Here is a 19,736-nt window from a genome sequence, read left to right on the forward strand (position 1 = left end):
AGTCGGCGCCGCCGGTGGCGACGTGGTTCGGGTACGACGCCGTGCCCATGGCGCCCTTGGTGCCCTGGCCGGTGTAGTTGCCGTTGTGACAGCTGTCGCAGCGCGCCGTCGCCACCGCGGCGTGGTTCATGGTGTAGGTGGCGAAGCTCGCCGCGGTGTTGCTGTGACAGTTCGAGCACTGCAGCGTCCCGGTCGGGATGTGCGGCGGCGTCGTCATGCCCTGTGCGGTCTTGCCGTTGTGGCAGGTGGCGCAATTGGTGTCGGTCGCCGCGTGCTTGAACGCCGCGCCGCCGAAGCTCGCCGTGCTGGTGTGACAGGACTCGCACGGCAGATTGGTCTGGAGATGGTTGCTGGACTTGCCGCGCGCCGTCGTCCCGTTGTGGCAGTTGGCGCAACCGGCGACAATGCCGGCGTGGTCCATCTTCATTCTGATGCGAAAGCTCGCCGTCGACCTGTGGCACACATCGCATGGCGCCGTCGTCGTGATGTGATTCTTCGACTTGCCTCGTGCCATCACGCCGTTATGGCAGGTCGTACATGACGCCTTCGCCTGGGTATGATCGATCGCCCGAACGTCCTTCCATGTCGAGGTCTGGTGGCAGCTCTCACATCGCCTCGTGGACATCGGGTGGTTGACCGACATGCCCGCCGTCTGCGCGCCGTTGTGGCAACTGGCGCACTGCGTCTGCGTGCCCTTGAACCGCCCGCCGACGTGACAGGACGAGCACTCCACCCCGACATGGCTTCCGGTCAGCGGAAAACCTGTCGAGGCATGGTCGAATGAGCTCTGCGCGGCAGCATGCCCTGCCAACACGAGAGCGAGCAGCATACAGGCGAGCAGCCACTGCACCATACGGTGCGAGGCTCGCGCCACCAGCCCCAGCTTGCTGTAGCAGCTGCTCAACTCCAACTCCGCTCTTCACTCTCGACTCGATCGCCAGCCGGACATCCGACGGAGACCGGCCGACCCCAACCCAGCCGAGACCGTTGAGCGTCCGCTGCTCGGCGGTCGCCCCGACAAATCCAAGACACCCTTGCGGATTTCCCCTACGGCCCGGCGGCACGTCTTCCCCAGCCACCGAATACTCGGAACGCTCCGTGCTCCCTTGATCGAGCGCTGCATCGATCGGGCGACGACGGAGTCATCGGCCAGATCACGCAGCCTTCGCTACGCCTACGACAGGGCTTCCAGAGACGCGCAAAGCTGGCCCAAAACTGGGCCAAGCTGAACTCAAGCTGAATGGAGGTTAAGGTTTCTGACGTCGCGCGCGCGCAATGGTCCCGCAAGCTCATCACGCAAGCCATTGATCTGCATGCGAACTGATAGCCGCTGCGAGCCGATGTCAGCTCGACACGATCTCAGACGCTGTGTGCGGCCAACGCAGCCGTTCGAATCAGTTCCTGATCTGAACGTTGCGCCATCCCGTTGCGACATGGCAGCGCTCGCACGTCTGACCGAAGGTGCCATTGTGCACGTCCGAGCTGCGATGACAGCTGAAGCAATCCATCGGCAACTTCAGATCCGGCGGCGACTTGGCCTTGTGACAGGCCTCGCACGTGATCTTCTGGTGGACACCGACCAGCGGGAATCGTGTCTGCCGCGCGTGATCGAAACGCCAAAGCCGCCACCCATTCGGATTGTGACAGCTGGCGCACCGCCCTCCAAGCTTCCCCTGGTGGAAATCCTTGTGGCAGCTTTCGCAGGCCATCGGCGTATTCTTGTAGGTCGGCGTCCGGTGGCACTCCTCGCAAGGCACCGACTTGTGCAGACCTATCAACGGAAAACGCGTAATCTCGTGATCGAAGGTGAGCTTCTTCCGCCAGCCCGTATCGCTGTGGCACGTCTCGCAGCGTTCGCCGAGCTTGCCCTGATGCGGATCCTGCTTGCGGTGACAGGACACGCATGACGTCGCGAGTTTGTCCCGATAGAGATCACCCGTATGGCAGCTCTCACACTTCACCTTGGCATGAGCATTTCGCAGCGGGAAGCGGGTCTTGTCGTGATTGAAGCGGACCGTCTTCCATTTCTCCTGATCGTGACACGTCTCGCACTTGTCGCCGAAGCGGCCGCCGTGGACGTCCTGAAGACGGTGGCATGAGCCGCACGACGTCTGCAGATCCTTGTATTGCTCGCCGGAGTGGCACGTCGCACAAGCGACCGACTTGTGGGCGCCCACGAGGGGAAACCGGGTCTTCGTGTGGTCGAACTCCTTGGTCGCGCGCCATTTCACCGCCGTGTGGCAGTTCTCGCAGCGTTCACCAAGCCGGCCGCGATGCGGATCGAGCGCCTTGTGACACTCGAAGCAGGTCGAGGGCGTGTTGCGGAACTTCACCTTCGCGACGTGACATCCCGCACAAGGCACGGTCTTGTGCGCATCGACCAGCCGGTAGTTCGTCACGTCGTGGTTGAAGGTTTCCTTGTCGAGTTGGACGATGTCGGTTCCACGCCCCTTGTGGTCGGAGTGACACTGCCTGCACTCCTGGCTCAGCGCCGCCTGGTCGCGTCCGTGCAGGCGCTCACGCTGCCTGCGATCGACGGCAATCTCCTTGTGGCAATCGAGGCAGAGGCCCGACTGTGCCTTCCGGGTATAGGCTTCGTGGCACTTTCCGCACTCGCTCTCGAGCTTGGCATGCTTCTCGGCCAGCGGGCCGGGCATGACCAGCTTTTCCAGCAACGTCTGTGCTCGAACTCCGGCCGATAGCATGGCAACGCCGGCCAGGACGGCGACAACGACCGCAACACGCCACCGCATCACGCAACTCCGTCAATAGTGATGGACGGCCCAGACATGAACGACGCCCGCCAGCAGCATGAGAAAAAACAGCGGCAGATGAAGCACATGCCACAGCGAAAACAATCGTTCGAAGAACGTCAGCTCAGCGGCCTTGCGCACTGCGGCGGCGTAACGCCGCACCACCTCCTCGATTCGCTTCTCGCGACGCCGTCGCTCGGACCACGACCATCGCGCGCGCTTGGCTTCGGCGCGAATGAGCCGGCGCGCTTCCGCAACCACATTGGCGCGCAGCCGTCTCGTCCGCGCTGCGATGACCGCGCCGGTCCGCAGGCTGCCCAACGCAGTTCGCGGCACCTTGTTGTCGAGCCCCTTGCTGAAGGCAGCCAGCTCCCGCGACACGAACGAGACGGCCTGCATCTCCTCACCGAGCTCCGTTCGCATTGCCTCGGCCTCGGCGAGCAGCTCCTTGACACGCGCTCTCCCGCCATGGAGGCCCATATGGATCTTGCCATAGATGTAACGGCCGATCACGCCGCTGATCGCCACGATCAGCATGGTGAAGAATGCCACGTTGCTGTTGAGCGCCCCCAGTTGGAAATTCGCATGGAATAGGATGAGCACGGGACCAATGACCCCGAGCAGCATGTGGGTCCTGAACCAGAACGGCACCGAGCCGATGCCGCGCAGCGACTTGAAGCGCTTACGCATCGAATAGGCCAGCAGCGACAGCATGGCGACGCTGCCGTAGATCCCGAGCCAGTATCCGGTGCCGGAGCCCGGCGTAATATACTCCTCCTCCTTCTGCAGCCACCCGACGGCAATCGCTCCGAGGACGATGACCGTGATGACGACCGGAATGGTTCCTCGAAGAGGATTGCCGCTCGCGCGAGCGACCGCTGCTCTGCTCATGACCTCGACGTTTCCTGTGAATCCCGAATGCCGGATCGGCGGAAGCCAGACCCGTTCGCGGAGCCCCGGATCTCAGTCGAGAGAGAACTTAGTGATAACCACTTGCAACAACCCTCTCCGTCTTCCGACACCGACGTCATTAGTCCGAAATCAGTGCGAGCCATATTTCCGCCGACGGCATCTGTTCAACGAATGATCCAATCCTGGTCTCCAAGACGTCAGATCATTCTGGAATTTCTATGTCGGCATCTCTTGAGAGGAATTTGCATCTAGCACCGCATCCGACCTTTTCACGCGGAGTTCGCGGTCGGCGACTCTCTATCTTCCGCTGTTAGTTCGTAAGAAAGAGAGAGACGACATGGCGATCGATCTCCTGATTGTCTACGCCGCGCCAATGCTCGGCGTCTGGGCCACTTACATGGCCGTGCGCAAGCGGAAGGAAATAAAGAGCGTCGCGAAGCTCTCGGCCGCCAAGGACGCCGGTCTTCTCGAGCCGGCATCGCTCCATCCCATCATCGATCCTGCCTTGTGCATCGGCTGTGGCTCATGCGTCAGGGCGTGTCCGGAGGGCGACATTCTCGGCCTGATCGGCGGCAAGGCGTCGCTGGTCGAGCCTTCGCATTGCATCGGACACGGCGCCTGCAAGGCGGTGTGCCCCGTGAACGCCATCACGCTGGTGTTCGGCACCGAAACGCGCGGCATCGACATTCCGAACGTGGACGAGGCGTTCCAGACCAACGTGCCCGGCATCTTCATCGCCGGAGAGCTCGGCGGGATGGGGCTGGTCCGCAACGCCATCGAGCAGGGACGCCAGGCGATCGACTCCGTCCGCAAGGTCAAGAACATCGGCAAGTCCGATATGCTCGACGTCGTGGTCGTCGGCTGCGGTCCGGCCGGACTCTCCGCCAGTCTCGCCTGCCTGCAGCATCGGCTGCGCTTCGTCACGCTCGAGCAGGACTCGCTCGGCGGCACCGTCGCGCACTTTCCCCGCGGCAAGCTGGTGATGACGGCACCTTTCACGCTGCCGCTCGCGGGCAAGTTCAACTTCAGAGAGCTCAGCAAGGAGCAGTTGATCGCCTTCTTCATGAGCATCGTGCGCAAATCCCGCCTCAAGGTGAACGTCGGCGAACGCGTCGAGGCCGTCACGCGAGTCGGAGAAGGCTTCGACGTCAGGACGAACCGCGGCAGCTACAGAACGCATGCCGTGCTCCTGGCGATCGGGCGCCGCGGAACGCCGCGCAAGCTGGAGGCTCCAGGCGAAGAGCAGACCAAGGTCGTCTATCGACTGGTCGACCCCGAGCAGTATCGCGGCCAGCACGTGCTCGTCGTCGGCGGCGGCGACGCTGCATTGGAAGCCGCATGCTCCATCGCCGATGAGCCTGGAACGACGGTGACCCTGTCGCATCGCAGCGAGTCGTTCGGTCGCGCCAAGCTGAAGAACCGTCAACGGACGGAAGCAGCCGCGCAATCGGGCCGGCTCCGCGTCATCTACAATTCGTCAGTCAAACGGATCGGCGATGACGACGTCGAGATCGATGCCAATGGCAGCACGAGCACGATCCGAAACGATGCCGTCATCGTGTGCGTCGGCGGCATTCTGCCCACCGCATTCCTGAAGAGCATGGGTATCGAGGTCGAGACGAAATATGGCACGGCTTAAGTCCTCTTACGTCATCATCCCCCTGATCTGTCTCGTCGGCTCGACCGTGCCGTCGGTCGCCCCGGCCGGCGAAACGCCGGCCGGCGTGAGCTCCGAAGCATCCGCGAGCCAGGCGGCCGATGCCGCGATCCGCGCCGGACATCCCGAGGACGCACTGAAGCTGCTCGAGCGCGCCGCCAGCGCCGGCAATCCGGAGGCGCAGTACCGACTTGCATCACTTTACCGCGCCGGTCTCGGCACCAGAGCAGACGACACGCTGGCGTTCAAATGGATGGAGGCAAGCGCAAGGAAGGGACACGTCAAGGCGCAGTATAATGTCGCAGCGATGTGGCTTGCGGGCCGTGGAACGCCGGCCGATCCCGACCGGGCGCGGGACTGGCTACGCAAGTCGGCGGCGGCCGGCTATCAGCCCGCCGAGCAGTTGCTGGCCGACATGGTCAACCGAAATGCGCGCCCGCGCGCCGGGGAGCCGGCGCGCGAAGCTGCGCGCAGGCCGCCCCCGACGCTCGATGCGCAGGCCGCCATGCGAAACGGCCATCCGGCCATCATCGACGCCGCGCTGCGCGGCCAGTTCGATCCGATGCGCCAGCTCATCGCTGCGAAGGCTGACGTCAACGCGGTCAACGAGGACGGCGATACGCCTCTGGCGATCGCCGCGGCCGCCGGGCATCTTCGGCTGGTGGAGCTCCTGCTCGCCTCGGGAGCCAATCCGAACACCAGCAATCGGCGCGGCGACACGCCATTGATGCTGGCAGCGGACAAGGATCATGGAGACATCATCAAACTGCTGCTGACCAAGGCGGCCGACCCGTCTGCAGCGCGTGGAGATGGCGCGACCGCACTACTGATGGCGCTCAGCCGCTGCAACGGCGCCGCTATCGCCGCGCTCCTCGACGGCGCCTCCGGCAGTCTGCCCGCGTTGGCAGACGGCCGGACCCCACTCATGATCGCGGTCGCGTCGTGCCCAAATGGCCCGCTCGATCGGCAACTCGTTCAGAGATCCGACCTCAACGCCGCCGATGGGCGGGGCCGCACCGCACTCTGGCACGCGGCCGGCAATGGCAATACGCACGCGATCGGACAACTGATCCGCGCAGGTGCGGACGTCAACCGCGCGGACACCGACGACAAGACGCCGTTGCTGAATGCCATCGAGGGCCGCAGCGCCGCGGCCTCGCTGCTTCTGTTGGACCATGGGGCCGACCCGAAACGCGCGACAAGAGGCGGAAATACCGCTCTCATCCTCGCCGCGCGCGCCGGGCTTGCGGATGTCGTCAGTGAGCTTCTCAGGCGCAAGGCCGACCCGAACATGCGCAACGGCCAGGGCATGAGCGCGCTGATGATGGCGGCCCATGAGGGGAATATCGGCATTGCGCACAGCCTTCTCGCCGCCGGTGCCGAAAAGCAGTTGAGGAACAAGCGCCGCGAACGTGCCACGGACATCGCCGCTGCCAGCGGTCACGGCGATATCGCCAAGCTTCTGGAATAGCGGACGATTTCGTTTCGCCACCCTGCCTATCATGCGGTCGACGTCGCGTTCGTTGCTCGACGGCGCGGCAGATGATTCGGGCGCTATATCTCAATAAATATAACACTAAGTACCAAGACGCCCCGATGATACCGTTCTCCGGCCGTGAGTGCGAATGAGTTGCAGTTACACTACGATGCACGTCGATGGATCATCATCATTCCGTACGAATGATGCCTCATTCGGCGCATTGATTGTCGGCGCATCACAGACACTTGATAGTTAGCTGCAGGAATATCCGCTGCAGTCGGAGATACCACATGACAGCGGAGGTCGGATCGTTTGCGCTCATTCTCGCGCTCCTCGTATCGCTGGTGCAGTCGATCGTTCCGTTCGCAGCGCTGCGCCGCCAATCCGCGATGATCGCCGGCTTCGTTCGTCACGCTGCCTTGACTCAGTTTCTGTTCGTCGCGATCGCATTCGCATGCCTGACGTCGCTGTTCGTCCACTCCGACTTTTCAGTCCAGGTCGTCGCAGCGAATTCGCACACGCTGAAGCCGCTGCTCTACAAGGTCTCCGGAGTCTGGGGAAACCATGAGGGATCCATGCTGCTGTGGGTCCTGATCCTCTCCTTGTTCGGCGCGGCAGTTGCATTGTTCGGAACGAACCTTCCGGAGCGGCTGCAGAGCAACGTTCTCGGCGTGCACGGCATGATCGGCCTCGGCTTTCTGGCGTTCATCGTCTCGACGTCGAATCCGTTCGCGCGGCTGGTCGATGCTCCCCTCGAAGGCAACGGACTGAATCCGATTTTGCAGGATCCTGGCCTCGCCTTTCATCCACCGTTTCTGTATCTGGGTTACGTCGGCTTCTCGATGGCGTTCTCGTTCTCGGTCGCCGCGCTGATCGAGGGAAAGGTCGATGCCAGCTGGGCCCGCTGGGTCCGACCGTGGGTGCTCGCGGCCTGGTGCTTTCTCACGATTGGAATCACGCTGGGCAGCGCATGGGCGTACTACACGCTCGGCTGGGGCGGCTGGTGGTTCTGGGACCCCGTCGAGAACGCCTCCTTCATGCCGTGGCTTGCGGGGACTGCGCTCCTGCATTCCGCCCTGGTGGTCGAACGACGGAGCGCCCTCCAGAGCTGGACGATCCTGCTGGGGATCGTGACCTTCTCATTGAGCCTGATCGGGACTTTCCTGGTGAGGTCCGGCGTGCTCACCAGCGTTCATGCCTTCGCACAGGACCCGTCGCGTGGCGCATTCATCCTGGCGCTCATCCTGGTGGCGACCGGCGGGGCGTTGACGCTGTATGCGATCAGGGCCCCAAGCCTGAAGCACGGTGCGCTGTTCGCAGCCGTCAGCCGCGAGAGCGGCCTCGTCCTCAACAATGTGCTGCTCACGGCAGCCGTGGCCACCGTGTTTCTCGGCACGTTCTACCCGCTCCTCGTCGACATGCTTGGAAACGACAAGATCTCCGTCGGTCCTCCCTACTACAACTTGACGTTCGTTCCGATCATGGTTCCGCTGCTGCTTGCCATGGTGATCGGCCCGGTTCTGAAATGGAAGCGCGATCTCCTCGTTGCGGCCCTGCAACGACTCCGCCTGGCCGGGGGACTTGCGGCATTCATTGCCGTCGCGATCCTCGTCGCGACGTTCGGACAGCGTTTCCTGGTTGCGTTCTTCTTCGGCATCGCCGTCTGGCTCGTGATCGGCTCGCTGATGGTGCTGGCTCATCGCGTCCGCCTCGGCATGACGACTCCCTTGGCGACCTCGCTCAACCTCGCGCGCACCACCCCGCTCGCGGTCTACGGCCTGGTGCTGGCCCATGCGGGAATGGGCGTCACCGTCGCAGGCATTACCGGGATGACCGCGTGGGCCAGCGAGAAGGTGCAGATGCTGCGGCCGGGCCAGAGCCTGCAGCTCGCGGGCTACGACATCAAGCTGCGCTCGATCGGAAAATTTCCAGGCCCCAACTACGAAGCCGAGCGTGGCACGTTCGACATCACGCGGAACGGCAAGCCGTTCACGCAGCTTTCCAGCGAGCGCCGCTTCTATCCCGTCAGACAGCAGCAGACGACCGCCGCTGGCATTCGAACCAACCTGATCTGGAACGTCTACGTGACGCTCGGTGATCCCGACGACAAGGGCGCGTGGGCGGTGCGCTGCTACTATCACCCTCTGGTGCCGCTGGTCTGGATCGGCGCACTGATGATGGCTTTCGGCGGCTTCATCTCGCTGGCCGACCGGAGATTTCGTGTCGGTGCTCCGCGACGGGCGATGCGGGCCGTACCGACTGCCGTTCCTGCTGAATAGGACGAGATATGCCGCGCCTCCCCTATCTCATACCTCTCGTGGCTTTCGCCGCACTGGCCGCTGGACTGGCTTTCAGCCTGACCAACGATCCGCAGCGAATGCCCTCGACCCTGATCGACAAGCCGACGCCGCGTTTCCAGCTCGCGTCGCTCGACGGCAAGGGCGGCGGTCTTGCCAATACCGACCTGCAGGGCGACGTGGTCCTGCTCAACGTTTTCGCATCCTGGTGCCCTGGATGCCGCGTCGAGCATCCCATGCTGCTCAAGCTCGCAGAGAGCTCCGCGATCCCGATCTATGGGCTGAACTGGAAGGACGATCGGAACGACGGCAAACGTTGGCTTGCCAAGCATGGCAGTCCCTATGCCCGTGTCGGCTCCGATGAGTCCGGCCGGGCCGGCATCGATCTTGGCGTGACCGGCGTTCCCGAAACCTTCGTGATCGATCGGGCCGGCCGCATCCGCTTCCGCTATCCCGGCCCGCTGACCGAAGATGTATGGCGTGACGATTTCGAACCTCTGCTGAAGGCACTCAGGAGCGAGTCATGAACTGCCGGCGGATCAAGCGCGCGGCCGAAGCGCTGCTCGTCAGCTCGCTCGTGCTGACGGCGACATGGTCGCCATCTCGTGCGGTGCTTCCCGACGAAATGTTGCGCGACGAGGGACTGGAGGCCCGCGCGCGCGCGCTGGGCCAGGAGCTGCGCTGCGTCGTTTGTCAAAATCAGAGCATTGACGACTCCAACGCTCCATTGGCGCATGATCTGAGGGTGCTGCTGCGCGATCGCCTGCAGGCCGGCGACAGCGACCGGCAGGCGGTGGACTTCCTGGTCGCACGCTACGGCAACTTCGTCCTGCTCAAGCCTCCCTTGCAGTGGAATACCATCGCGCTGTGGATCGGTCCCCTGCTCGCCCTGCTCACGGCCGCCGTCGGCTTCGGCCGCTACGTGCGCCGGGCGGCAGCCAATGCGAGTGCGCCCGAGGCGGAGCACGTCGCTCCGCTCAGCGCCGACGAACTCGAAGCCATCGAGGCGATCCTCGATCGACGGAGCCTTTCATGATGCTGTGGCTGATCCTGACGGCGATGATTTCCGTGGCCGCCGTGCTCATATCGACGCCATTCATCCGCAGCTACGAGCGGAGACGGTTGGCTTCGGCTCAGGGACTTGCCGTCCACCACGACCAGCTCCGCGAGATCGAGAACGAAACCGCACGCGGCCTGATCGACAAGTCGGATGGCGAGAACGCGGCCAGCGAGATCAAGCGGCGCATTCTCGCCGCAGCGGCCGCCGAACAGCCGCCGGCGCCCTCCCTCGCCAGCTCCGAACGAAAATTTGCGCTCAGTGTCGTCACGCTGACGGTGGTGTTCGGCTCCGTCGGTCTGTATGCGGTTGTCGGAAATCCGGATGTCCCCGCGGCCGGACCGGGCCAGACCGCCAGCAGCACCACGGCGAGGTCGGTTGGCGAGGCGCGATCCGACGCCGGCACCCAGGCCATTGCCTCGCTGGAGCAGATGACCAGCCAGGACGGTCGCGACCGACCGCAGCAGAGCAGCGGACTGCCGCCGGTCGAAGAGATGATCCAGCGTGTGCAGACGAGACTGGAGCGGAATCCCAAGGATGCCGACGGATGGCGGCTGCTGGGCTGGTCGCTGTTCAACATCGAGCGCTTTGCAGAGGCGGCACAGGCCTATGCGCGCGCAATGGAGCTGCGGCCAAGCTCGGCAGAATACCGCAGCGCACGCGGCGAAGCGCTGGTGCGGGCGGCGGACGGCACCGTCACGTCCGAAGCCCGCGCGGACTTCGACGAAGCACTCAAACTGGATCCCAAGGACGCGCGCGCCCGCTTCTTCATCGGCGTCGTGAAAGAACAGGAGGGAGACAAACGGGGTGCGATGGCCGACTGGGCGGCGATCGTATCGGAGGCCGATCCGAACGAGCCGTGGCTGCCCGATCTCAAGCAGCGGCTCGGCGCGCTTCGTCGCGAGCTCGGAGAGGACGGCGGCTCGCCATCGCCTGCCCGGCCGAACCTGTCCGCCGAGCGCATGCAGGAACTCCTGCGCTCCGGCAAGACCTCCGCGACCGAGCCGGCGGAGCCGCGCGGCCCCCGCGCCGAGGACATCCGCAAGGCGGAAAGCATGTCCACACAGGACCGCAACCTCATGATCCGGGGCATGGTGGATGGCCTTGCGAGCCGACTCGAGCAATCACCGCGCGATGCAGAAGGCTGGATCAAGTTGATCCGCTCGCGGGTGGTGTTGGGCGATGTCGAGGCGGCGAAACAGTCGCTGCAACGCGCACTGTCGGTCTTTGCGGAGGACGTCCCGGAGCGCACGCGCATCGCTGACGCAGCCAGAGAGCTCGGGATCAATCCATAGCGTTCGAGGCCCGATCAGCGTGTCCGCATCGTCGGAACCCGTTCGGCAACCGGAGGAATGGCAATGCGCATTCTGCTCATAGAGGACGAGCCCATCTACGCGGAGCGCATCAGGGAAAGCCTGGCCGATGCCGGTTTCGAGGCGGATCTCGCCACCGATGGCAAGCAGGGCTGGATGCTGGGCAACAGCCAGCCCTATGATGCCGCGGTGCTCGACCTCGGCCTGCCGTGCATTTCGGGCCTCGACGTGCTGCAACGCTGGCGTCATACCGGGCACACGCTGCCGGTGCTGATCCTGTCCGCCCGCAGCGGCTGGGTCGAGCGTGTGAACGGCCTGAACGCAGGCGCGGACGACTATCTCGAAAAGCCCTTCAAGGCGCAGGAGCTCGTCGCGCGGGTCAAATCGCTGCTCCGTCGGGTCTCCAGCAGACCGGACGCCGTGCTCCGCCTCCGGCAGATCGAATTCAACGCGGCGGCCGGCCTGGTCAAGAAGGACGGGGAGATCGTCGACCTGACTGCACTCGAGTTGCGCGTTCTCGAACTCCTCATGCGCCGCGCCGATCATATCGTGTCGCAGACCGAGCTGCTGGAGCACATCTATCCGAGCAGCGACCATCGCGACTCCAATACGGTCGAAGTCTACATTGCCCGGCTCAGGAGGAAGCTGGGGCGTGACTGCATTCGCACCGTCAGAGGCATGGGATATCGCTTCGGGTAGAGCAATGTTCAGCCGCAACTTCCGAGCCCGGATGCTCGCGGTCGCCGCGATCTGGATTTCCATCGTCTTGTTCGCCAGCGGGCTCGGGCTCTCGATCGTCATTCGCCGTGTCGTCGAGGCCCACTTCGATCATGACCTGCTGGATCACGCCCGCGAGCTCGCCGATCTCGTGGAACTCGACGCCACGCAGCGGCTGTTCATCGCCCGCGATCTGAGCGATCCGCGTTTCTCCCCTGCCCGGTCCGGAATGTATTGGCAGGTCATCCTGCAGAACGGCGAAAGCGCGCGCTCGCCGTCGTTGCAGGATGACCTTTTCCTTTCATTCACGCCCGACCAGAGTCGCGAGGGTTCCCTGCCCTCCTCCACGGCGCTTAGTGTGGAGGGACCGACTGGGCCGATGCGCATGGTCCGAAACATCAGCGAGCCGTCTCGCCTCGGGCAACCCGTCGAAATCCGTGTCGGTGCAGACGAGCGACTGATTAGTGACGAGATGCAGCACCTCAATCTGACGCTGATAGCGACGCTTGGTATCATGGCCCTCGCCATGGTTGGCACCGCCTACGCTCAGGTCGTTTACGGCCTGCGGCCGCTCCAGCGCATGAGTCGCGCCATCGTGGACGTGCGTAGCGGCAAGACCTCAAGGCTGCCTGAGGACCTGCCGGAGGAAATCATGCCGCTCGTCACCGAGCTGAACGGAATGATTGCGGCAAATCTCAACATGGTCGATCGCGCTCGCGTACTCGCAGGAAGTTTTGCACACGCGCTGAAGACACCTCTGGCAATTCTCGACGAGGAGGCAGCACGGCTGAAAGCGTCCGGTCAGGAGATCCACGCTCAGATTCTGTCGGAGCAGTGCTCGCGAATGGCGCTGCTCATCGACTACCAGACGGCGCGCGCAAAGGCCTCCACGATCGCGAATGCAGGTGCGTTTGCGGTCGTCGCAGACGTCTTGAGGAGCGTCATCAATACCTACTCGCGATTCAGCCCAGGGCACGACCGGCGGTTCGAAGTCGAAGGAGCAGCGGACGTCGTCGTTGCCTGCGACACCAACGATCTGACCGAACTCATCGGCAACCTGCTCGACAATGCGGCAAAATGGGCACGTGACCGCGTCGTGATTTCGATCGAGGATCTCGACAGCACCGTCTTGATCACGGTTGAGGACGACGGGCCCGGCATTCCAGTGGAACACCGAATGCGCGTGTTCGACGTGGGCACGAGACTTGACGACGCGAAGCCCGGCACTGGGCTCGGTCTGGCGATCGCCCGCGACCTGACCAGCCTCTATGATGGCCGACTGTGGATCGAGGATTCGAGAATTGGGGGCGTCGCCCTGAAGCTTTCGCTTCGAAAGAAGGGTGATCCAAGCTCATCGTGACATGCCTGGTACCCGCAGCCTCAAAACCGCTTGCAGAAAACGCTGGCCCGACACCCAACCCGCTCATAGCGATGATGCCCTGGGCCAGCGCGCCAACGATGCCAGTCGGAATCGGCGAACGGCTCTTTTCCAACGGCGCGGCCTGCAGCGTCGGCAAAATCGCCAGCTTCCCCGGCTACGCTATTTCAGAGTCGAGAGATAGGCGACGACGTCGGCCCGCTCCTTCGCGTCCGCCAATCCTTTGAAATACATCTTGACGCCGTGAACGTCCCCGCGAGGATCGGCGATATAGGCATCCAGTGCCGTCGCGGTCCAGGGCGCATTGTTCTTTTTCATGCTCTCCGAATAGGCGTAGTCCGGCACAGCCGCTGGCTGCCGTCCAACGATGTTCCAGAGGCTCGGGCCGACCTTGTTGACGCCGATCTCGGCAGAGTGGCAGTTCTGGCAGATGCGCTGGAAGATGCTTTTCCCGGCGGCCGGATTTCCGTCGAGCGCGCGGGCGCTCGGTGCCAGGCAGGCGAGAACGGCGACAAGAGCGATGCGGCGGAGCATGCGAAATCTTTCCCTTTTCGATCCGGAGCGGGCGCGGGCCAGCCCCCCGCGACAGGCCGGTGAGCAGATCCGCGCGGATGATCGGACGACAGCCCGGTCCGAGTCCTTGTCCTGGATCAAGCCGCGCGGTTGCCGTTGCTGCTCAATTGGCCTAATCTTCTAAAAAAACGAACGATCGCCAACAGCCCAAAGTGTCGTTCTGGGAGGTGCCCGATGGGAGACGCCGATCCTCGGCCCCCGCGTCCGTCTGGCGTGACTGCTGCAAAGTCCAAGGCTGCGACGGAGGCCGCTGCGGCGGCCGACATCTGCGGCCAGTTGCCGGCCGACGGGTTGGCGATGGTGCTGATCTTCCTGTCGCCCCACTACGATCCAAACGAGTTCATGGTGGAGGTGACGACCCGTCTTGCGGACGTCCCCGTATACGGCTGTACGACGGCCGGAGAGCTGTCGCCCGATGGCTGGGACGACAACAGCGTCGTCGCTCTCGGATTTGCCGCCGAGGATTTCACGGTATTCGCACAGCCCATCTTCGGGTTGTCGGGCTTTCGCGTCGATGAAGGACGTCGCCTCGGCAACCAGATGAGGCAGGACCTGTCGCGGCACGGTGGTCGCGACGACGACGGCGTGTTCGGGCTCGTCCTGATCGACGGCATGTGCCAGCGCGAAGAGGCGATCATGTCGGCGATCTACGCCTCGCTCGACAATATTCCCCTGGTTGGCGGATCGGCCGGCGATGGTCTGCGGTTCGAGCGCACCTGGGTCTTTCACGACGGCAAGGCCCACACGGACATGGCCGTGCTGATCCTGATCAGGACGTCATTGCCGTTCCGGCTGTTCAAATGCGACAATTTCGAGCCGACCTCGACCAAGATGGTGGTGACGGAGGCCGATCTCGAGCAGCGTATCGTCAAGCAGCTCAATGCCGAGCCGGCGGCGGAGGAATATTGTCGCGCGATCGGAATAGCCGATTCCGAGCTCGACCCGTTCCTGTTTGCGGCCCATCCGGTCCTGGTGCGCGTGGGAGGCTCCTATTTCGCGCGCTCGATTCAGCGCGTCAGCCCTGACGGCTCGCTCCGGTTCTTCTGCGCGATCGACGAAGGAATGGTGCTGACGGCGGCGAGGTCACGCAACTCCGTGGCGGCCGCCCGCGAGATGCTGGCCGAGGTCCGCGACGAGATCGGCGAGGTCTCGATCTTCATCGGTTTCGAGTGCATCCTCAGGCGTCTTGACGCAGAGCAGCATCAGTTTGCGCGGGAAATGTCCGATCTCTATCGCGACAACCGGATCGTCGGATTCCATACCTATGGCGAGCAGTACGGTTCAATGCACGTCAATCAGACGCTGACCGGGGTCGCGATCGGCAAACGTGGAGCGGCGCAGCCATGACCGCCGCGGGGTCTCCGGAAGACCTGCAGCGCGAGGCGGCCAAGCTCAGGAAGATCAACGCCGCGCTGATGTCCCGGGTCGAACGCTCGATGGACCAGCAGTTCAATGCGTTCTCGCTGTTCGAAACGGCGATCGCGCTCGATCAGCAGGTGCGCGAGCGGACGCGCCAGCTGCGTGATGCGCTGCGTTCGATCGAAACCGCCAACAAGGACCTCTTTCGGGCCAAGCAGCAGGCTGAAGCGGCCAGCTCCCTGAAATCCTCGGTTCTCATCTCCGTTACGCATGATCTGCTTCAGCCGCTCAACGCCGCGCGGCTCACGCTCTCGACCTTGGCGGACGAAGTCTCGTCTGATCGCGGAACGGCCATGGTCGGCCAGGTCGACCATTCGCTGGCCATGCTCGAGGATCTGCTGCGGTCCCTGCTGGAGATTGCCAAGCTCGATGCCGGAGCCCTGCGCCCCGATGTCAGGCCCGTTCTGCTCTCGACCCTGTTCGAGCCGCTCGAACGCGAATTCGCCCCGATCGCGGCCAAACGCGGGTTGTCCCTGCGCATTTGTCCGTGCTCGATCGCCGTGGTCTCGGATGCCATGATGTTGCGGCGCATCTTGCAGAACCTCCTCGCCAACTCTCTGCGCTACACGCGGCGAGGCGGCGTCGTCATGGGATGCCGGCCGGGGCCGGGAGCAGGCCGGGTTCGCATCGAGGTCCACGACACCGGTCCGGGCATTCCCAAACCGCAACAAGAAGCGATCTTTCTCGAATTCCAGCGCGGTCAGCCGAGCGCCGAGGATCAAGCCGGCTTCGGGCTGGGCCTGTCGATCGTCCGTCGCTTCGCCAAAGCATTGGACCATGAGGTCGGGCTGGCTTCGCGGGTTGGACATGGGTCCACATTCAAGCTCGAGCTCGACCGCGCCGACCCGGCAGCCGTACTGCCGGATCCGCATCCTGCGGATCACGTCGACCACGACTATGGCGGGCTCGAAGGCGCCAAGATCCTGCTGATCGAAAACGACCTGGCCACCGCCGAGGCCATGGTCAGTCTGTTGGAAAAATGGGGCTGCGACGTCGTGGCGACGGCGTCGTTGAATGACGCTTTGCAGCGTTTGAGTGCGCTCGGGGCGGTCCCCGAGACGATCATCGCGGATCTCCACCTGGATGGCGACGAGAGCGGGCTTGCCGCCATCCGGGACATCAGGCAATTCCTCGGCCGAGATGTTGCGGCCATGATCGTGACCGCCGACTATTCCGAGGACGCAGCCAGGGAAGCAAGCCAATACGGGCTCGAGATCTTGACCAAGCCGGTCAGGCCTGCGGAGCTTCGCGCGCTGTTGTCGTTCTTGCTGTCATGAGCGCCTCAGCGCCGTTTGCCCGAGCCGGCGTGCGCGGCTCGCCGATGAGGTTCACGAAGTCGATCTTTTCCATCTCGATGATGGCCTTGGTCCTGCTCATGACGCGAAGCTTTCGCAGGATCTCCGAGACGTGGACCTTCACCGTCGTCTCGCAGATCCCGAGCTCATAGGCGATCTGCTTGTTCTGCAGTCCGCGGCGGATCAGGTCGAGCACGCGCAGTTGCTGCGGCGTCAGCTCGTGAAGACGCTTCAGGAGGTCCTGAGCAGGAAGTCGGCCACGGCGCGCGCTGGCGCAGAGGGAGCCGCCTTCAACATGGACCTCGCCCCCCAGCACGGCCTTGATCGCGTCGGCAAGTTGCTGCTTCGAAGTCGATTTCGAGATGTAGCCGGAGACACCCAGCGCGAGAACATGGGCGACGAGGTCCGGGTCCCGATGCGCGGAAACCACCAGGATCGGTGTGCGCGGCGCGGTCTTGCGGATGCGGATGACGCCGGAGAGTCCGGTCGTTCCGGGTGTCGAGAGGTCGAGCAGGATCAGGTCGAATCTCGGCGGAGATGAAAGAAGCCCGACGGCCATGTCGACGGACGTCGCCTCGCGCATCTCGGCATCAGCCAGAGCGGCGCGGATCGCGCTCTCCAGCGCCTCCCGAAACAGCGGATGGTCCTCGACGATGAGCAATCGAGCCACGTGCCTGCCTCCCCCGGCCGGATCGAAGATCCGGATCATTCAGTGTCGCGGATCCGACATTCAACCAGCGTGCGGGCTGCGTCTTCGAAGGAACGTCAGAACCGGAGCATCAGCGATACCGCGTTGGTTGGCATCAATCAACGACCAAGACGCCATCGACGTCGCCACGCCTGCGGTGGCCGTGGAGTCGTGCGGCGCAACAATTCGCTACGGGTGCTTTCGACTCGAAGCGGTGCGCGATCCCTGCCGGTCGGCCGGCACGTTCAGCGCGATCTTGCCGATCTCGATGACGGCCTTGTTGCGGCTGAACAGACGGAGTTTTCTCAGGATCTCGGTGATGTGCGCCTTGACGGTCGACTCCGCAAGCTGAAGCTCGCCGGCGATTTCCCGGTTCTGATAGCCACGCCTGATCAGGTCGAGGACGCGAAGCTGTTGTGGCGTCAGCTCCTCGAGACGCGCCTGCAGCGCGCGAGATGACCCCTTCCCGGGGCGCTCGACGACGGGCACGAAGTCTTTCGGGACCGAGATCGAGCCGCTGAGCACGCGCTCGATCGCCGACGTCAGCTCGCGCTTCGAGGTCGACTTCGGCAGATAGCCGGCCGCGCCGAGCGAAAGCGCCTCGCGCACGACGTTCTGGTCCTCTTCACTCGAGACGATCGCGACCGGAAGCCGCGGATACGCGGCGCGAAGCCGCTGGAATCCCGAGAAGCCCATGGCATCGGGCAGCGTCAGGTCGAGCAGCGCCAGGTCGATGTCGGGTTTCATTGCGAGGGTGGTGAGCGCATCGGCAATCGACAGCGCCTCGAAGATCTCGGCGTCGGGATGCGCCAGACGCACCGCATTGCCGAGAGCTTCGCGAAACAGCGGATGATCGTCGATGATCAGAAAGCGCGTCATGTCCGACCTTCACTCGCCGCCAGCACGTGCCGGGTGGATCCGGCAGATCGTGTCGGCCGGTGCCCCTCCTTCAATTTGCCGTTTCTGACGACTGCACGGTCAGCAGGAACGTATAGATGCTCTCGAACTGGTCGTCGGTAAAGACCTCCTTCCAGGCGGGCATGCCCTTGGAGGGACGGCCTTCATGCACGGTGGTCCAAAATTTGTCGCGCATGTCCTCGCCGTAGCGGGTCCGCAGCCGTCGCAGGTCGATGCGCCGTTCCGCCTGCACGGCGTCGGGTCCGTGACAATGCGCGCAGGTGCCGTTGAAGATCTCTTTGCCCAGCGTCACCGCCTCGGTCTTCGACTCGCTCGCAGTCGAGTCCGAAACCCTCATCACGGCGGCCTCGGCGACCGGCTGGCGGAGAAGCTGAGCAGGGTCAGTCGCCGACGCCAGCTTGATCGGGCGCGGCACGGCGCCGAGCCTGATCGACGGCTCGCTCGGCAGCCCGTATTTGACCGCCAGCTCGGCGATCCGCGGTGCGAGCTGCGGCAGCGCGGCGTCGATCTGATCGCGCAATTGCGTGGAGCTCTTGGCAAGGCCGATCGCGGCATCCCAGGACAGACCGTCGCCCTCGACCGGCTGGATCCGGAAACTGCTCTGGTAGATCGTCTTGTTCAGCCAGCCTGCAACCGGCCCCCAGATGAAGGCGATGTCGGCCTTGCCGTGGGCCAGCGCCGCCAAGCCTTCGTTCGGTGTCAGCACCGTCACCTTCTCGATGTCGTCGCGCTGGGCCAGCAGATTTTGCGGCGTGGTCTGGTATTGCACCGCAACCCGCTTGCCTCGGAGGTCGTCGATGCCATGGACGAGCAACGTTCCGCGGCTGACGAGCGCGTAGGTTTCGGTTGCGATCTTCTGCGAGAAGATCACGGCCGGTCCCATGAAGTCCGCTGACAGCGGCAGGCCGATCATCGCGTCGCACTGCTTGCCCAGCAGCGTCACGCGCACGGTGCGCTTGCCGAAATAGGATTTGTACCAATCATACGTCACGGGGCGGCCGAGCTCACGCGACAGCGCCTGGCCGACCTCGACATAGAATCCCGGCTGCGTTGGATTGTCGCTCGAGAACGGAAGATTGGTCGGGTCCGCGCAGAGTCGCAGCGGCTCCGCCTCGTTGGCCCGGCCCGCCGCCGACGCGGCCAGCACGGTGGAGGCCACCAAGGCGACGAGAGCCGTCGCGCTTGCTGCCAGTTCGGCGGTGGCCCGCCAATTCGAGCCAGTCTGACGGCGATTCAGGCGCATCCTCGATCCCTCAGGTCTTGTCTATCTGCTTGTACG

The 19,736-nt window shown here is 63.9% G+C and carries 17 protein-coding genes; 10 read left to right on the plus strand and 7 right to left on the minus strand.

The genetic code is table 11. The annotated features are described in order from the left end of the window. The 3 genes from QX073_RS24145 to QX073_RS24155 form a co-directional block, all read right to left on the minus strand. A partial coding sequence (locus QX073_RS24145) for a hypothetical protein (protein WP_410052386.1) occupies positions 1–904 on the minus strand: 904 nt, incomplete at its 3' end. A 490-nt stretch (positions 905–1,394) separates the two neighbouring features. Next, positions 1,395–2,753, minus strand: a complete 1,359-nt coding sequence (locus QX073_RS24150; protein WP_316226495.1) for a cytochrome c3 family protein — start codon at positions 2,751–2,753, stop codon at positions 1,395–1,397. 12 nt (positions 2,754–2,765) lie between these two features. Then, positions 2,766–3,644 (minus strand): pyridine nucleotide-disulfide oxidoreductase, encoded by an 879-nt coding sequence (locus QX073_RS24155; RefSeq protein ID WP_316165079.1) that lies wholly within the window; start codon positions 3,642–3,644, stop codon positions 2,766–2,768. A gap of 358 nt (positions 3,645–4,002) precedes the next feature. Here QX073_RS24155 and QX073_RS24160 point away from each other — a divergent pair, with 358 nt between their 5' ends. The 8 genes from QX073_RS24160 to QX073_RS24195 all read left to right on the plus strand — a co-directional run bounded on the left by QX073_RS24160 (position 4,003) and on the right by QX073_RS24195 (position 13,546). Next, positions 4,003–5,304 carry an NAD(P)-binding domain-containing protein gene (locus QX073_RS24160; protein WP_316226496.1) on the plus strand — a complete coding sequence of 434 codons (1,302 nt, stop codon included), beginning with the start codon at positions 4,003–4,005 and terminating at the stop codon, positions 5,302–5,304. Positions 5,305–5,350: 46 nt separating this feature from the next. Beyond that, the gene (locus QX073_RS24165) at positions 5,351–6,793 is read left to right on the plus strand and encodes an ankyrin repeat domain-containing protein (protein ID WP_316226497.1); all 1,443 of its coding nucleotides are present in this window, start codon (positions 5,351–5,353) and stop codon (positions 6,791–6,793) included. 299 nt (positions 6,794–7,092) lie between these two features. Beyond that, positions 7,093–9,081 (plus strand): heme lyase CcmF/NrfE family subunit, encoded by a 1,989-nt coding sequence (locus QX073_RS24170; protein WP_315717736.1) that lies wholly within the window; start codon positions 7,093–7,095, stop codon positions 9,079–9,081. Positions 9,082–9,089: 8 nt separating this feature from the next. Beyond that, entirely contained in the window at positions 9,090–9,626 is a 537-nt protein-coding gene (locus QX073_RS24175) for a DsbE family thiol:disulfide interchange protein (protein ID WP_315717735.1), read from the plus strand. Beyond that, on the plus strand, positions 9,623–10,135 hold the full coding sequence (locus QX073_RS24180; RefSeq protein ID WP_315769962.1) for a cytochrome c-type biogenesis protein: 513 nt from the start codon (positions 9,623–9,625) through the stop codon (positions 10,133–10,135). The genes QX073_RS24175 and QX073_RS24180 overlap by 4 nt, the downstream gene beginning before the upstream one ends. Continuing rightward, positions 10,132–11,451: a c-type cytochrome biogenesis protein CcmI gene (ccmI, locus tag QX073_RS24185; protein WP_316188485.1), complete on the plus strand. Its 1,320-nt coding sequence runs from the start codon at positions 10,132–10,134 to the stop codon at positions 11,449–11,451. The genes QX073_RS24180 and ccmI overlap by 4 nt, the downstream gene beginning before the upstream one ends. Positions 11,452–11,514: 63 nt before the next feature. Further along, positions 11,515–12,168 (plus strand): response regulator transcription factor, encoded by a 654-nt coding sequence (locus QX073_RS24190; protein WP_315717732.1) that lies wholly within the window; start codon positions 11,515–11,517, stop codon positions 12,166–12,168. A gap of 4 nt (positions 12,169–12,172) precedes the next feature. Continuing rightward, positions 12,173–13,546 (plus strand): HAMP domain-containing sensor histidine kinase, encoded by a 1,374-nt coding sequence (locus tag QX073_RS24195; RefSeq protein ID WP_315754755.1) that lies wholly within the window; start codon positions 12,173–12,175, stop codon positions 13,544–13,546. A gap of 180 nt (positions 13,547–13,726) precedes the next feature. Here the strand turns inward: QX073_RS24195 and QX073_RS24200 are convergent, their stop codons facing one another. Then, the gene (locus QX073_RS24200) at positions 13,727–14,098 is read right to left on the minus strand and encodes a c-type cytochrome (RefSeq protein WP_315717730.1); all 372 of its coding nucleotides are present in this window, start codon (positions 14,096–14,098) and stop codon (positions 13,727–13,729) included. Positions 14,099–14,311: 213 nt separating this feature from the next. On the opposite strand from QX073_RS24200, the gene QX073_RS24205 reads away from it, so the two are divergent. Together QX073_RS24205 and QX073_RS24210 are read left to right on the plus strand one after the other, a co-directional pair. Next, the gene (locus tag QX073_RS24205) at positions 14,312–15,484 is read left to right on the plus strand and encodes an FIST N-terminal domain-containing protein (RefSeq protein WP_315827882.1); all 1,173 of its coding nucleotides are present in this window, start codon (positions 14,312–14,314) and stop codon (positions 15,482–15,484) included. Further along, entirely contained in the window at positions 15,481–16,833 is a 1,353-nt protein-coding gene (locus QX073_RS24210; protein WP_315717728.1) for a hybrid sensor histidine kinase/response regulator, read from the plus strand. The genes QX073_RS24205 and QX073_RS24210 overlap by 4 nt, the downstream gene beginning before the upstream one ends. On the opposite strand, the gene QX073_RS24215 is transcribed toward QX073_RS24210, so the two are convergent. The 3 genes from QX073_RS24215 to QX073_RS24225 all read right to left on the minus strand — a co-directional run bounded on the left by QX073_RS24215 (position 16,787) and on the right by QX073_RS24225 (position 19,700). Further along, complete coding sequence (locus QX073_RS24215; protein ID WP_316226498.1) at positions 16,787–17,521, minus strand: response regulator transcription factor; 735 nt, start codon at positions 17,519–17,521, stop codon at positions 16,787–16,789. The two genes, QX073_RS24210 and QX073_RS24215, sit on opposite strands and share 47 nt — an antisense overlap. A 207-nt stretch (positions 17,522–17,728) precedes the next feature. Then, the gene (locus QX073_RS24220) at positions 17,729–18,418 is read right to left on the minus strand and encodes a response regulator transcription factor (protein WP_315769973.1); all 690 of its coding nucleotides are present in this window, start codon (positions 18,416–18,418) and stop codon (positions 17,729–17,731) included. 70 nt (positions 18,419–18,488) lie between these two features. Then, positions 18,489–19,700 (minus strand): c-type cytochrome, encoded by a 1,212-nt coding sequence (locus QX073_RS24225; protein WP_316226499.1) that lies wholly within the window; start codon positions 19,698–19,700, stop codon positions 18,489–18,491. Between the last annotated feature and the right edge of the window lie 36 nt (positions 19,701–19,736).

This window comes from Bradyrhizobium sp. SZCCHNS3052 (assembly GCF_032484495.1).
GTDB lineage: Bacteria > Pseudomonadota > Alphaproteobacteria > Rhizobiales > Xanthobacteraceae > Bradyrhizobium.